Below are 14,358 nucleotides of genomic sequence, written 5' to 3'. Positions count from 1 at the left end.
TACTATTTTTGCAATCGTATGAAAAGATGGTACCTTTATCCTTTCTCCATTGGTTATCATTTGGTAACGGGTATCCGAAACACAATGTATGATCTGGGGATTTTTAAATCTACGAAATTCAATACTCCGATTATCAATGTCGGTAACCTCTCTGTTGGTGGGAGCGGGAAATCTCCTATGGTGATGTACCTTGCCCAATACCTGTCCAGACACTACAGAACAGGGGTACTTTCCCGTGGTTACGGGCGACTTACAAAAGGATATGACGTAACGAATTATGACAGTAACTACAAAACAGTAGGTGATGAAGCTATGCAATTATTCGAGCGCTTCAAAAACCGTTTTGTCATTGCTGTTTCCGAAGAAAGAGTTCCGGGAGCGAAGAAAGTGATTGCTGATATGGATCTGGATGTTCTGATTCTGGATGACGCCATGCAGCACAGAGCGATAAAGGCAGGATTCAATATCCTGATGACCGATTTCAATGATCCTTATTTTAAAGATCATCTGCTTCCTGCAGGAGATTTACGAGAATCAAGAGCCGGTGCCAGGAGAGCTGATATCATTATGGTCAGCAAATGTCCTGATGAATTAACTGAAGAAACCAAGCGGTATTATATTTCAAGAATCAGACCTTCCCATCACCAGAAAGTCTTTTTCTCATCCATTGGGTATGACGAAAACGTCTATGGAAAAGACAAAATACTTCCTGACAACAATCTTAACTATTACGATATTTTACTCATTACGGGAATTGCCAATCCAAAACCTTTATTGGAACATTTGGCAAAATTCTCCCAAAGGGTAAAACATTTGAAATTCAGAGACCACCATAATTTTTCAGATGATGATATCAAAAAAATCATTGCTGAATATAAAAAGCTGGGCGAATATAAATTAATCTTAACAACAGAGAAAGATTATGTTCGTTTAAAAAGCTTTGACTATCTTAGAGATATTGTTTACTGCTGGCCTATCAATGTGATCATTGATAAGAAAGAGGAGTTTAACCAGATCATCTCAGATTATGTTAGAAAAAATTAAAGAAACTGCCGATTTCATTAAAAACATTATTCAGGATACTCCTGATTTTGCTATTGTTCTAGGATCCGGATTAGGAAAGCTTCAGGATGAAGTAGCCCCTATCCATACCCTCGAATATAAAGACATTCCTAATTTCCCACAAACTACAGTAGTAGGACATGGCGGAAAATTAATTTACGGAACTTTAGAAGGCAAAAAGGTATTGATGATGAGCGGACGCTTTCATTATTATGAAGGCTATTCTATGGAAACAGTCGTGTTTCCTATCAGAGTTTTTCATCTACTGGGAATTAAAAACCTTATTCTTTCCAATGCTTCGGGAGGAGTTAATCCAGATTATAACGTCGCTGATGTTGTTTTGTTAAAGGATCATATCAACATGATGCCCGAACATCCGCTCCGTGGAAAGAATATTGATGAACTAGGTCCTCGTTTTGTAGATATGAGCGAACCTTATAACAAACAAATGATTGCCATAGCAGAAAAGGCTGCTGCTGAGAACAACATCAAAGTAAACCAGGGTATTTATGTCGGATTGCAAGGTCCTACTTTTGAAACACCTGCTGAGTATGGAATGATCAAAGCGATTGGTGGAGATATGGTAGGTATGAGCACAATACCCGAAGTTATTGCAGCAAAACATATGGGAATGGATGTCTTCTGTCTTTCTATTATTACGGACTTGGGAGGCCCCGACATTGCACTATCTGTTTCTCATGAAGAAGTACTCAATGCAGCCAACAAAGCGATGCCTGATGTCATTACCGTAGTAAAAGGCCTGGTCAGAAATTACCCATAATCCTTTATAGAATATTTCAATATCTTAAATTTTTCCTAATTAATAAGAAAAGCAATTCTTAAATTCATTTCATTGTTTAGATTTGTATAAAATTGAAAATGAAAATGAAAAAGCTATTGCTATTTTTTATGATAGGAGCATTTGGATTAGTCTATTCCCAGGAAGCCCCAAAAGTTCTTAAAACCGGTTTTTCTAAAGAAGCTTTACATCAGAAATTGGAGGATGAAGACGGAAAAAGCATCACTATACAGGATATCCTTAACCAGCATAAAGGAAAAGTATTGGTAATTGATTTTTGGGCAGGATGGTGCAGAGACTGCTTGAAGGCACTTCCCAAAGCTGAGGAACTGGAGAAAAATAATCCGAATATAGATTTTGTATTTCTTTCACTGGAAAGATCAAAAGAAGGTTTCGATAAAAGTCTTGAAAGATTTAATATGAAGGATAAAGACAATTACTGGTTTGCATCAGGATGGAAAAATGATTTCAATAATTATATTGACCTGAACTGGATTCCCAGATACATGGTCATTGATCAAAAATCTGCTATTGCTAAATATTATGCTATTTCTCCTGAAGATCCTGAAATACAAAGCACTATTAACCAGCTTTTAAAATAAAGAATACATTTACCATGAAAATCAGAGAAGCTACAGAAAACGATCTAGAAGTCCTTTTAGAATTTGAGCAGGGTATTGTTGAGTCCGAAAGACTTGTTGACAAAACCTTAAAGGAAGGTGAGATTCATTATTATGATTTAAGCTTTTTAATCCGATCAGAAGACGCCTTATTGGTTGTTGTTGAAAAAGGCAATGAAATTGTAGCCTCGGAATATGCTCTGATCAAGGAATATCAAAAAGACTACACCAATTTTAAAAAGTATGCTTATCTGGGATTTATGTTTGTAAAGCCCGAACACCGGGGAGAAGGGATCAATCAGTTAATTGTAGAAAGACTGATCGAATGGTCAAAAAATAAAGGAATGTCTGAAATAAGACTGGATGTATATGAACAAAATGAACCGGCAGTCAGAGCTTATGAGAAGGCAGGTTTTGAACCTCTCCTTCTGACCATGAGATTAAAAACATAAATCAAAACAATCTTAAAATAGAATTCAATGAATCCATATCTTTGTCATATGGATTTTTCTTTTCCCATTCGCAAAATTATTCATGTTGATATGGATGCATTTTATGCTTCCGTAGAACAACATGATAATCCTGCACTTAAAGGAAAAGCAGTAGCTGTTGGTGGTGAACACCGGGGTGTTGTCTCTGCAGCAAGTTATGAGGCCAGAAAATATGGTGTTCGTTCTGCAATGCCTAGTAAGACAGCCAAAGAAAAATGTCCGCATCTTATTTTTGTTCCTCCCCGCTTTGCCCGTTATAAAGAAATTTCAAAACAAATACGGGAGATTTTTCATGAATACACAGATCTCGTTGAACCCCTATCTTTGGATGAGGCATACCTTGATGTCACTGAAAACAAAAAGGAAATAGAATCTGCCAATCAGATTGCCAAAGAGATTCGTCAAAAAATATTTGAACAAACCGGACTTACTGCTTCCGCAGGAATTTCGGTCAATAAATTCCTTGCAAAAGTAGCTTCGGACATCAATAAACCGAATGGACAAAAAACCATTCATCCTGATAAGATAGAAGGATTTCTGGAAGAATTACCTGTTGAAAAGTTTTATGGAGTTGGAAAAGTTACGGCCAATAAAATGTTTACTTTAGGAATTTTTAAAGGTAGAGACCTAAAGAAAAAAACACTGGAAGAGCTGACCCGTCTTTTCGGAAAGTCTGGCCAATACTATTACAATGTTGTCCGTGGCATTCACAATTCAGAGGTCAAACCTCATCGGATCCAAAAAAGTGTTGCAGTAGAGCGAACCTTTTTTGAAGATCTTTTTGATGAACAGCAAATCAATGAGAAGCTCGAAAGCTTAAGTGCCGAGCTTCATCACCGGTTACAAAAAAATAACATTCTTGGACGCTCACTTACTTTAAAAATCAAATACAAAGATTTTTCTCTCTTTACCAGAAGCAGCACAAAAGAAGAATATTTCATTTCTGATGAAGAATATTTTAAAACAGCTAAAAAACTTTGGGAATTAAGACCCTATGACAGGCCAGTCCGTTTACTAGGCTTATCCCTCTCCCACCTCAATACAGAGGAAAAGAAACAGATTTCCGTTCAACTAAAAATACCGTTCGAAGAGTTTGAGTCTCAACAGTTAAGAAAATTTCACTAAATTGTAGTAATTAAACCCTACAATGTATGAACCAAACAATGATTCAATTTTTTCATTGGTACTCAGATGGAAATCAAACACTTTGGAAAGAAGCTCAAAAACAGTCCTCTTATCTAGCGCAGTTAGGCATTACATCAGTATGGTTCCCACCAGCCTACAAAGGAACAAACGGAGGCTACTCAACAGGCTATGATGCATATGATCTTTTTGACCTTGGAGAATTTGATCAAAAAGGGACCATCCCAACCAAATATGGTGTTAAAAGTGATTATATCCAGGCCATAAAAGCACTTAAAGAGCAAAATATCCAGATTATCGTAGATATTGTATTAGGTCATAAAGCCGGGGGTGATGAACTGGAGAAAATCAAAGCGGTAAAAGTAGACGAGAATAATAGGGAAAAAATCATCTCTGATATTATTGAAATTGAATCCTATACCAAATTTACATTCCCAGGAAGAGGTAAAAAATATTCTGATTTTGAATGGAACTTCACCTGCTTTAGCGGGGTAGATTATGCAGAAGGCATGGATTCCCATATTTTCAAAATCCAGTCTGAATACGGAAATGACTGGGAAGAAATGATCGATGATGAGAAGGGAAATTACGATTATTTAATGTACAATGATATTGAGCATCGTAATCCCTTCGTTCGTGAAGAGCTTAATAACTGGGCAAAATGGTATTTTGACCAGACTGATTTTGACGGGGTACGATTGGATGCCTTAAAACATATCTCTTTTGATTTCTATAAGGAATGGCTTACCCTGATCCGTTCTAATTCAGGAAAGAACATCTTTGCTGTTGGAGAATACTGGGCTCCCGGATATCTGCATCTGCTTCAGAAATACATTGAGGTTACCGAAGGAGGCATGAGCCTGTTCGACAGCTCTTTGCAAAATAACTTTCACACCGCATCCCGAGAAGGTGGCGCTTACGATCTGAGAAGAATATTTGATGAAACTTTAACCCAGGCCGATCCTTTACATTCCGTAAGTCTGGTTGATAATCACGACACCCAACCATTGCAGGATTTAGAAGCTCCTGTTGAAGAATGGTTTAAACCAATAGCATATGCTTTAATTCTTTTGAGAGAAGATGGCTATCCTTGTGTCTTTTATCCGGATTTATATGGAGCTCATTATATTGATAAAGATAAAGAGGGCAACGACCAGGAAATTTTTCTTAATAAGATCAATGGTATTGAGGAACTACTGAAAGCACGTAAGGAATATGCTTACGGAATCCAGAAAGATTATTTTGAAGATGCCAACTGTCTAGGCTGGGTACGTGAGGGTGATGATGAGCATGCAGGCTGTGCCGTTGTCCTAAGCAATAAAGAAACGTATAATAAGCCTATGGAAATGGGTGAAAAATATGTTGGTCAAACTTTTTACGATCTACTCGGAAGGTTTGAGGAAAAAGTAACCATTAATGAAAAAGGCTGGGGAGATTTTCCGGTACCGGCAGGAAATGTCAGTGTCTGGGTTCCTGAACAACTTTAAGGACAGATGTTGAAAAAATAAAAAAAATACATGATCAGAAGAATTCCTCTAGTCATGTATTTCTTTAATTAATACAATACGTTTGTTAATCTAGCATTGTAAGCCTTGGCAATACATATTGATCGGCCATTCACAACATTCGTTGTATTCATTGTAAGTACAACATACTTTAGTCTTTCCGTTGTCTCCTGCTTTTAAATTTCTGAGTTCTTGCCTGTCAAGTTTCCGAACACGGCGTAATGATAAGATATTAGTTTTCATTTTAAAAATATGTTTAGGTTAATAAAGTTTAATTGTTGAAACATGGATCGGTGGTCACATAAAGCAAGTTCTACAATTGACGTCTGAAAACATCAGTTTTATAATTAGTATACCTAATAGTCCAATAACTCAAATATACTATTAAAAAACACGCTTTTATTCAATAAATGCCCTAATTGTAGATATAAAATAATATCACAAAGGTTTAAAAAAACTACATTTTTCGAATTTCTAAGATTTCAGGTATTTCAGTTTGATCAGAAATCTTTCCGGTTCGGGCAAACTCAGCCCAAACTGCTCTTAGCTTCCTTCCATTTTCATGAATATATTCCCAGGGAATATTCTTTAGTAATCCTGCCGATTTCCATGCAGCTTCATTTCCAAATAATAAAGGTAGATCTATGCTGTGCGCCGCACCGATATGGTCACTTTCCAGTTTTGAATAAATTCTGAATAAATACACATTACCTCCTGCCAATGCATAATTCTTCGCAAACAGCTCAGCAGGCTTCCCGTAAATCTTTTCTGTAGTCAGTCGCACCGTTTGATTCATAATTTTCTGTCCGAAACCAGTCCCGAAATATTTATTCAGAGCTTCTGATGTCTTTAGATAAAATGCTGTTTCATCATCATTCAGCCCTATCAAAACATCATATTCATGAGCTTTCTGTTTCCATTTTTCTACCACCTCATCTTCTCTGCATAACGGTGGGAAACCATATTGTGTACCAAAAGGCATCACAGCCTTCAGCCCATATCTTATAACAGACGGAACCATTTTTTTATAGTCTTCCATCATTTTTAAAACATCAGGTTCGTCTTTGATTGCTTCTGTCTTATTAAGAAACTCAGCTGTCATTTTCTGACGGCTATCCCTCAGCCCTAAAGGAGCACTCTGAATAATCACCCTTTGAAATAAGCCATCAACTCCTTCCGAAATCATCAAATGTGCAATTGCATCACCACCGGAAGATTGGCCCAAAAGTGTAATGTTCTCCGGATCACCTCCAAAGCTTTCAATATTCGTTTTAACCCATTTTATTCCTTCTATCATATCAAACAGCCCCAGATTCGCAGGTCTGGTTTCGTTACCCCCTAAAAACCCAAACATACCCAGACGGTAAGAAATGGAAACTACAATAATATTTTGCTCTTTAACCCATTCTGTAGCATCGGAAGTAGCCAGATCTCCACAGCCTATTTCATGAGAGCCTCCATGGATCCAGATGATTACAGCAAGTTTTTCATTCTCTTCAATCTTTTCAGGGCGAATGATAGATAAATACTGGGTTGCTTCGTCAATTTCAAAGCTCTCAAGATCGATGGCACCAATCATTTTTTCTATAAGTGGACTGATCACCTGCGGAGAAACCGGGGTCCTATCAGGATATATAATTTCAGAATCCGATGTCTGAACCGGAATAGGCATCTGATATCTTTCTGAATATGCATAGCGAATACTTCTGGCTTTGATAATACCATTTTCTCTAAGTGCCATAATTTTTCCAAAAGGGGTCTGAAAAATATGAGCTCCTATATTTTGTTGTGATTTCATCTCAAAAAAACATTACTTACTTCTATTTATAAAAATAGTTGAGTTTTTTTTAAATCCGGAATTTATTTGAAAGAAAATACCTATTCCCGTGATTAGCTTAAACACAAATGTCACAAATAAAAATTCACTAATAATCGGTATCATTAGTGAAAGCTATTAGTGTTTGATTAAAGTATGTAAACAAAATCAATTTAGCGTTTTATACTCGCTCGGTGAAACTCCTACTTTGGCTTTGAACAACCGTGTAAAATGCTGGGGATATTTAAACCCCAGATCATAAGAGATTTCACTGATTGACTTGGCAGGATCAAAGATTTGTTCTTTGGCTACCTCTATAAGTTTATTATGAATAAATTCCTGAGCAGAAATTCCCAGCTCTTTTTTTATCAGATCCCCAAAATAATTAGCTGACAGATTAAGCTGTTCCGCAAAATAATTAACCATAGGGAATCCCATATTTTTAGGCTTTTCTGATTTCAAATAATCATCCAGCAAATTTTCAAACTTGCCTATAACTCCCTGGTTGACATGATCTCTTGTAATAAACTGTCGGTCATAAAACCGCATACAGTAATTTAAAAACAATTCAATATTATTCACAATCAAAGATTTGCTATGCTTATCGATAGACTGCTCCAGTTCCAGCTTAATATTTTTAAAACATTCAAGAATTATTTCTCTTTCTTTTTCTGAAAGATGTAGCGCCTCATGAACATCATAGGAAAAGAAAGAATAATCTTTGATATTTTTGCCAAGGTTGGTTCCTTTTATTAAATCAGGATGAAATATCAAAGCATATCCTCCCGGCTGAATGTAAGTTCCATCATTATTCATCCCGTAAACCTGTCCGGGAGCTATAAATACCAATGTTCCTTCTTGATAGTCGTAATTATTCTTACCATAATACATATCTCCACACATCACATCCTTAAGAAAGACCGTGTAAAAACCATAGCTTCTTTTATATTGAGAAATACGATCAGCTTTGGAAAAATCAATGATACTCACCAGAGGATGCAGCGTCTCATGATTCATCATTTTATTATACTCTGAAACAGTACTAATTATTTTAATATCTTGATTTTCCATAGAATATCCTTTTAATCATATTCAAAATTACCATTTTCTATTGTTACTTTAAATGCTGCCTGTAAAAATGGTACATGTTTCTGTAATCTATATAAGTAGTCTTCGGTTAAAAGTTTCGACTTTTGTATAGTTATGGAAACATTCAATACTAAAGACATTTTTCCAAAAGGAGAAAAAGCTCCTGCTGAATATTTTTCAGGCGGAACTGCTTGGGTACATATCTTAAAACCTAATGAAGACGACCTGAACTGCCAGATCGGCAATGTTATTTTCGAACCCGGCTGCAGAAATAACTGGCATTCTCATGGTGGCGGTCAGATTTTAATTGTAACTTCAGGAACAGGCTATTTTCAGGAGAAAGGAAAACCTATCCAAATCCTGAAATCCGGAGATATTATTAATATCCTTCCTGATGTGATCCACTGGCATGGCGCAAGCCCCGATAGTGAATTCACTCATATTGCCATTAATCCCAATACCCAAAACGGTATTGTGGAATGGATGGAGCCGGTAACTGATAAAGAATACAATAATTTATAAACTTAATTAAACTAAAAATCAAATGAGCACATTCACGGTAAAAGCTTATGGAGCAGAGTCTACGACAGCAGACTTAAAAGAAATGAATATTGAAAGAAGAGATACAACCCTTAATGATGTAGAAATCGAAATTCTATATTGCGGGGTATGCCATTCTGACCTTCATACCGCCAGAAATGATTGGGGTGGTACCATGTATCCGGCAGTACCCGGACACGAAATCGTGGGAAGAATTACAAAAACAGGAGCTGATGTTACCAAATTTAAAGTTGGTGATCTGGCAGCAGTAGGATGTATGGTTGATTCATGCGGAACTTGTGAAAGCTGCAAAAAAGATTTGGAGCAATATTGTCTAAACGGATTCACAGGAACCTATAATGGAAAAGACAAGCATTTGGGAGGCCATACTTTTGGAGGATATTCCCAAAAAGTAGTTGTTGATCAAAATTTCGTTTTAAAAGTACCTGAAAATTTAGATCTTGCAGCTTTAGCTCCGCTTCTATGTGCGGGAATTACGACATGGTCTCCTTTAAGACACTGGAACGTAGGACCGGGTTCAAAAGTTGCGGTAATTGGATTGGGAGGATTAGGGCACATGGCCATTAAATTAGCAAAAGGGTTAGGAGCTGAAGTAACTTTATTCTCAAGGACTCCAGGAAAAACAGAAGATGCAAAACAATTAGGAGCTGATCATGTAGTCATTTCTACTGAGGAGGCTGAGATGGATGCTGTAAAAGGAAAATTCGATGTCATTATTGATACGGTCCCTTATATCCACGATGTAAATCCTTATGTTACCACTTTAAATATCAGTGGAACACTTGTTTTGGTTGGATATTTAGGAGGGCTAGAACCTATTTTAAATACGGTTCCTATGATTATGGGAAGAAAATCTGTAGCAGCCTCTTTAATTGGTGGTATTGCCGAAACCCAGGAAATGCTTGATTTCTGCGGCAAGCATAATATCGTTTCTGAAATCGAAATGATTAAAATGAATGAGATTAATGAAGCTTATGAAAGAATGTTGAAGAGCGATGTAAGATATCGTTTTGTTATTGATATGCAATCTTTATAATTCTTCAGATATTTTTTCACAAAAGAGGCTGTCCAAAAAGTAGGACAGCCTCTTTTTTTCCTCTTATGCTGCATTCCAATGAAATAAGTGTCTTTATATATAGTGCTGAAAAATGGTACATTTCTCATGGCAGTTAGTTTTTTAGCCGCCCTTATCTAAGGGTGGCTCCGTATTCATTCTTTCAAAACTAAATGCTACAACTAAGAATAGTAAAACTAATTAGAACATTTTTTTCATAATGCGAATTATAAGCTTGAGTTAACGGAAACTTGTGAAGAGTTTTATATTTTTTATTACTTTTAAGTTGTAAGTTGAAAATAAAATCCACCTTTATGATTGAGAATGAATACAAATACAGGATTAACAAAGTCATTGACTATATTGAAAAAAATCTAAACGAAGATCTTTCCTTACAAGACTTAGCTCAAATTTCAAATTTTTCAAAATATCATTTTAGCAGGATATTTCTGGCAGTTACCGGAGAAACTGTATTTCAACTCATTCTAAGATTACGATTAGAACGTATAGCATCACTTTTAGTTCATAGCAGAGATTCAATTTCTGATATTGCTTTTGCCAGTGGATTTAAAAGTTTGTCTGTATTTTCAAAGAATTTTACATCTTACTATTCAGAATCAGCTACTAATTTTAGAAAGAAGAATAGCAATTTGAATAAAGTGAACAGCAATCTTACAAAAAACTACCTGGAATCAAGCTTATATATTTGTAACCAGACAAAATCAATTAAATGGAAAACAAATATGAAAAATCTTGAAAGCATCGAAATTAAGGAACTCCCTAACATTCCTGTTATTTACATTAGACATACAGGACCTTATCAAGGTGATAATGAATTATTCGAAACACTATTCAGTAAACTTTTTGCATGGGCCGGACCAAGAGGACTATTGGATAGTGGTCCGTTTAAAACAGCTATTGTTTATCACGATGATGTAAATGTTGCAGATAAAAGCAAATTAAGGACAAGTGTCTGTTTAACAGCCTCAGAAAATACAGTTGTTGATGGCGAAATAGGAAAAATGACGCTGGAAAAAGGAAAGTATGTGATAGGAAAATTCACTGTTAATGCAGAGGAGTTTCAGGAAGCATGGGATTGGCTTATGGGGTCCTGGTTTCCTACAAGTGGTTATATACCAGATGACAAACTTTGTTTTGAATTATACCCTGAAGAACCTGACAATGGTCTTTTTAAAGTGGAAATTTGTGTGCCCATCAAAATTTAAAATAATATTGATTGCTATATTGAAAATCTGGTCAAAGCCTATGCTATGACTTTGATCCAAAACCTGCTCTGCAAATTTTGCAGTTTCGCAGAATTTACAATATAGGAAACTCTTTTTTCTCCCCGCTGGCGCCAACACCTTGCTGGGCTCCTAATAAAAATGGATCTGTCTCATAACTAGTGAGGCGGATCCTTTATTTTTAGTATTTGAGATTAATTTACCGGCTTCCAATTATGCTTCCCTTTCATATCCTGAAAAGCCCAATCTGCCATAGCATCAATAACGGGAGCGAGTTTATTACCTGCTTCACTCAGTTCGTAGGTTACATGTGGTGGAACAACAGGCTTCGCCGTCCTGATGATCAGCCCATCTGCCTCCAGTTGTTTTAAATGCTGGATCAGCATCTTTTCCGTCACTTCCGGAATAGCCCTTTTTAGCTCACTGTATCGCTTCCCCCCTGTAGATAATTGAAATAGAATAATAGGCTTCCAGAAACCGCCTATTCTTTCCATAACATACATTACCGGACACTGGTCCAGTATATTCTTCTTGTTTTCCTGAATGGTAGAACTCTCTTTAATTGCTGTCATGATACATACTTTAGGGTAAGTACTTGTATAAAAGTAAGTACAAATATAACTTTGTTATCAGAAATAAAAAAATATTTATTATGAAATCGCAATCACTTGATCAATTCATAAAAACTAATCCATATTCAGCGATTACATATGATCATTAAAAAACAATAAAAATTTTACATATGAAAATTATAGTCACAGGCTCTCTGGGAAACGTAGCCAAACCATTAGCCCAACAGTTAATCGCAGAAGGACATGATATTACTGTTATCAGCAGTAACGAGTCTAAAAAAAATGAAATAGAATCCTTAGGAGCAAAAGCAGCGATAGGTTCTATAACTGATTTAGATTTTTTAGTTAAAACATTTGAAGGTGCAGACGCTGTATTTGCCATGACACCTCCTAATATGGGTGCCGTAAATATTGTTGAAGATACAGTAAATGCAGGAAAAAATTATGCAGAAGCCATCAAGAAGACAAATGTAAAACGAGTTGTTATGCTAAGCAGTGTAGGAGCAGCTTCTCCTGTAGAAAATGGTCCGATCAAAGGTCTTCACCATATTGAAAACATCTATAATGGATTAGAAGAAACGTCCGTAACATTCCTGCGGGCAGGATATTTTTATATTAATTTCTTCAATGATATTCCACTCGTTAAAAACGTAGGAATTATCGGTGGAAATTATCCTGAAAATGCAAGCATTCCGTTAGTACACCCTAATGATATTGCAAAAGCAGCCGCTGAAGAGCTGGTTAAAAATACCGAAGGCAAAACTATAAGATATGCTGTAGGTGATGTTCGCAATAGTTCTGATTTTGCCTCTGTACTCGGCTCAGCGATTGGAAAGCCTGAATTACCGTGGGTAGAATTTACAGATGAGGAATATTTGAATGGAGCAGTACAGGCAGGACTTCCTCAAGAAATGGCAGAATTATACACAGAAATGGGAAAAGGAATGAGAACAGGAGTTGTACAAGCAGATTTTATTGATCACGGCTCTCCGGTTACAGGAAGTACCAAATTAGAGGATTTTGCAAAAGAGTTTGCTTCTAAATTTTAGTAAACTTCAAATAATAGTTTCGGCGCACCAATGGTGCGCCGAAACTATTATTATCTAAATATGACTCTTTCTATTTATTTTTCAAAATACCTTTCAAAACTTTTAGTTTTCCGTCAATCGGCTGATCTACTTTCAGTCCTAGCACCTCAGCAACTAAAGGGTAAACATTAACATTGGTAAATTCATCAATCACTACATTGCTTTTAAATTCCGGACCCCAGGCATAGAATGTTGCTTTCATTTCAGGAACCAGTCTCGGATTATATCCATGTTTTCCTACTGATGTTTTCTTTCCCTTTTCTAAAAATATTTTGGGTGCTTTCGGGATTAAAAGAATCTGCCCTATCCTGTGATATTGGTCATCTTTGATTCCAAAGTGCATATATTTAGGAAGCCTTTTATCCAGATACACTTCATAATCTGCTGTTTTATGTGCTTTAAGCTCATTGTATACAGCTTTAGTTTCCTCCTGATGCTTTATAACGACTCTTAATAAGGTCTGAGAGTTAAAGAAGTCAAATCGTTCTTTATCAAAAAGCATGGCTGGAATTTCAAGCGGAGCTCCGCCATCTACTTTTATCATCCCGTGGTCTGAAACAAAAATAAAGTTTACATTTTTTAATCCTAAATTATTGATCTTTTGTACAAGGTCTCCTATTGCTTTATCTACAAGATGAACAGCGTCTTCTGTCTCCTTTGCGTCCGGTCCATAGTGATGTCCGCTACCATCTACCTCCGGAAAATATAATGAAATAAAATGAGGCCTTTTATCCATAGGCAATGTAAGCCAGTTCACCACTTTATCTACTTTTTCAGAGGGGGTAAACTTCTCATGATATGGATAATAATAAGTAGGTCTTTCTCCTCCGGCATCACTTGCAGAACCTACCCACATCAAAGAAGCGGAAACCATTTTCTGCTTTTCAGCAAGTCCCCAAAGAGGTGTTCCCCCATACCAACTTCCATCTTCTGCATTTTTTTTATCACTCATCGCATAAAATTCTTTCCTTTTGTAGTCATAGAAAAAATTATCAATCAGGCCATGGTGTGCAGGGTACAATCCTGTAATTAAACTCCAGTGATTAGGAAAGGTTATACTTGGATAGCTTGGAATCATCGCTTTGGCCTGAACTCCTTCATTGGAAAGCTTTAGCAAATTCTCAGCATGATATTTTTTAGCATAATCATACCGAAAGCCATCCGTAGAAATCATAATTACATAAGGCTTTGTTTGGGCATCAACACTGTTGTATCGATTAGGGATTACAACCTGTGTAGTATCAACCGTTGGTTTCTGAGCAAAGCCCATTATTGAAATAAACAGAAGTAAAATTTGTATTCCTCGCTTCATTG

Annotated in this window: 14 protein-coding genes; 10 read left to right on the top strand and 4 right to left on the bottom strand. The window is 36.4% G+C overall.

The genetic code is table 11. From position 1 onward, the window contains the following. Positions 1-18: 18 nt before the first annotated feature. The 6 genes from lpxK (at position 19) to CJF12_RS17150 (ending at position 5,602) form a co-directional block, all read left to right on the top strand. Positions 19-1,044, top strand: a complete 1,026-nt coding sequence (lpxK, locus tag CJF12_RS17175; protein ID WP_034685243.1) for a tetraacyldisaccharide 4'-kinase — start codon at positions 19-21, stop codon at positions 1,042-1,044. Continuing rightward, positions 1,028-1,843 (top strand): purine-nucleoside phosphorylase, encoded by an 816-nt coding sequence (locus CJF12_RS17170; protein ID WP_034685241.1) that lies wholly within the window; start codon positions 1,028-1,030, stop codon positions 1,841-1,843. The genes lpxK and CJF12_RS17170 overlap by 17 nt, the downstream gene beginning before the upstream one ends. A gap of 104 nt (positions 1,844-1,947) precedes the next feature. Further along, positions 1,948-2,463, top strand: coding sequence for a TlpA family protein disulfide reductase (locus tag CJF12_RS17165; protein ID WP_034685331.1), 516 nt, complete (start codon positions 1,948-1,950; stop codon positions 2,461-2,463). 14 nt (positions 2,464-2,477) lie between these two features. Then, complete coding sequence (locus CJF12_RS17160; RefSeq protein ID WP_034685240.1) at positions 2,478-2,933, top strand: GNAT family N-acetyltransferase; 456 nt, start codon at positions 2,478-2,480, stop codon at positions 2,931-2,933. Between the two features lie 48 nt (positions 2,934-2,981). Continuing rightward, a complete protein-coding gene (dinB, locus tag CJF12_RS17155; RefSeq protein ID WP_034685239.1) occupies positions 2,982-4,097 on the top strand; it encodes a DNA polymerase IV in 1,116 nt (371 codons plus the stop codon). 38 nt (positions 4,098-4,135) lie between these two features. Next, complete coding sequence (locus CJF12_RS17150) at positions 4,136-5,602, top strand: alpha-amylase (RefSeq protein ID WP_262483416.1); 1,467 nt, start codon at positions 4,136-4,138, stop codon at positions 5,600-5,602. 475 nt (positions 5,603-6,077) lie between these two features. Here the strand turns inward: CJF12_RS17150 and CJF12_RS17145 are convergent, their stop codons facing one another. Continuing rightward, the gene (locus CJF12_RS17145) at positions 6,078-7,418 is read right to left on the bottom strand and encodes a carboxylesterase family protein (protein ID WP_034685236.1); all 1,341 of its coding nucleotides are present in this window, start codon (positions 7,416-7,418) and stop codon (positions 6,078-6,080) included. A 186-nt stretch (positions 7,419-7,604) separates the two neighbouring features. Further along, positions 7,605-8,507, bottom strand: a complete 903-nt coding sequence (locus tag CJF12_RS17140; RefSeq protein WP_034685234.1) for a helix-turn-helix domain-containing protein — start codon at positions 8,505-8,507, stop codon at positions 7,605-7,607. 132 nt (positions 8,508-8,639) lie between these two features. Here CJF12_RS17140 and CJF12_RS17135 point away from each other — a divergent pair, with 132 nt between their 5' ends. From CJF12_RS17135 to CJF12_RS17125, 3 genes are all read left to right on the top strand, one after another. Further along, complete coding sequence (locus CJF12_RS17135) at positions 8,640-9,047, top strand: cupin domain-containing protein (protein WP_034685233.1); 408 nt, start codon at positions 8,640-8,642, stop codon at positions 9,045-9,047. A gap of 22 nt (positions 9,048-9,069) precedes the next feature. Continuing rightward, positions 9,070-10,122, top strand: coding sequence for an NAD(P)-dependent alcohol dehydrogenase (locus CJF12_RS17130; protein WP_034685231.1), 1,053 nt, complete (start codon positions 9,070-9,072; stop codon positions 10,120-10,122). A gap of 332 nt (positions 10,123-10,454) precedes the next feature. Further along, positions 10,455-11,366 carry an AraC family transcriptional regulator gene (locus CJF12_RS17125; protein ID WP_034685229.1) on the top strand — a complete coding sequence of 304 codons (912 nt, stop codon included), beginning with the start codon at positions 10,455-10,457 and terminating at the stop codon, positions 11,364-11,366. A 212-nt stretch (positions 11,367-11,578) separates the two neighbouring features. Here CJF12_RS17125 and CJF12_RS17120 read toward each other — a convergent pair whose 3' ends face one another. After that, a complete protein-coding gene (locus CJF12_RS17120) occupies positions 11,579-11,956 on the bottom strand; it encodes a winged helix-turn-helix transcriptional regulator (protein WP_034685227.1) in 378 nt (125 codons plus the stop codon). A 170-nt stretch (positions 11,957-12,126) separates the two neighbouring features. On the opposite strand from CJF12_RS17120, the gene CJF12_RS17115 reads away from it, so the two are divergent. Continuing rightward, positions 12,127-13,005, top strand: a complete 879-nt coding sequence (locus CJF12_RS17115; protein WP_034685225.1) for an NAD(P)H-binding protein — start codon at positions 12,127-12,129, stop codon at positions 13,003-13,005. A gap of 70 nt (positions 13,006-13,075) precedes the next feature. Here CJF12_RS17115 and CJF12_RS17110 read toward each other — a convergent pair whose 3' ends face one another. Beyond that, entirely contained in the window at positions 13,076-14,356 is a 1,281-nt protein-coding gene (locus CJF12_RS17110) for an alkaline phosphatase family protein (protein ID WP_034685223.1), read from the bottom strand. Positions 14,357-14,358: the final 2 nt, after the last annotated feature.

Origin of the sequence: Chryseobacterium piperi, assembly GCF_002285635.2 — a bacterium.
GTDB lineage: Bacteria > Bacteroidota > Bacteroidia > Flavobacteriales > Weeksellaceae > Chryseobacterium > Chryseobacterium piperi.
The sequence above is the reverse complement of the archived record's forward strand: the minus strand, read 5'-3'. Positions and strand labels throughout refer to the sequence as shown.

Bases quoted from the DNA above. Each gene is read 5' to 3' on its own strand.
- lpxK (WP_034685243.1), top strand. From the start codon at position 19: ATGAAAAGATGGTACCTTTATCCTTTCTCCATTGGTTATCATTTGGTA.
- CJF12_RS17170 (WP_034685241.1), top strand. From the start codon at position 1,028: ATGTTAGAAAAAATTAAAGAAACTGCCGATTTCATTAAAAACATTATT.
- CJF12_RS17165 (WP_034685331.1), top strand. From the start codon at position 1,948: ATGAAAAAGCTATTGCTATTTTTTATGATAGGAGCATTTGGATTAGTC.
- CJF12_RS17160 (WP_034685240.1), top strand. From the start codon at position 2,478: ATGAAAATCAGAGAAGCTACAGAAAACGATCTAGAAGTCCTTTTAGAA.
- dinB (WP_034685239.1), top strand. From the start codon at position 2,982: ATGGATTTTTCTTTTCCCATTCGCAAAATTATTCATGTTGATATGGAT.
- CJF12_RS17150 (WP_262483416.1), top strand. From the start codon at position 4,136: ATGATTCAATTTTTTCATTGGTACTCAGATGGAAATCAAACACTTTGG.
- CJF12_RS17145 (WP_034685236.1), bottom strand. From the start codon at position 7,418: ATGAAATCACAACAAAATATAGGAGCTCATATTTTTCAGACCCCTTTT.
- CJF12_RS17140 (WP_034685234.1), bottom strand. From the start codon at position 8,507: ATGGAAAATCAAGATATTAAAATAATTAGTACTGTTTCAGAGTATAAT.
- CJF12_RS17135 (WP_034685233.1), top strand. From the start codon at position 8,640: ATGGAAACATTCAATACTAAAGACATTTTTCCAAAAGGAGAAAAAGCT.
- CJF12_RS17130 (WP_034685231.1), top strand. From the start codon at position 9,070: ATGAGCACATTCACGGTAAAAGCTTATGGAGCAGAGTCTACGACAGCA.
- CJF12_RS17125 (WP_034685229.1), top strand. From the start codon at position 10,455: ATGATTGAGAATGAATACAAATACAGGATTAACAAAGTCATTGACTAT.
- CJF12_RS17120 (WP_034685227.1), bottom strand. From the start codon at position 11,956: ATGACAGCAATTAAAGAGAGTTCTACCATTCAGGAAAACAAGAAGAAT.
- CJF12_RS17115 (WP_034685225.1), top strand. From the start codon at position 12,127: ATGAAAATTATAGTCACAGGCTCTCTGGGAAACGTAGCCAAACCATTA.
- CJF12_RS17110 (WP_034685223.1), bottom strand. From the start codon at position 14,356: ATGAAGCGAGGAATACAAATTTTACTTCTGTTTATTTCAATAATGGGC.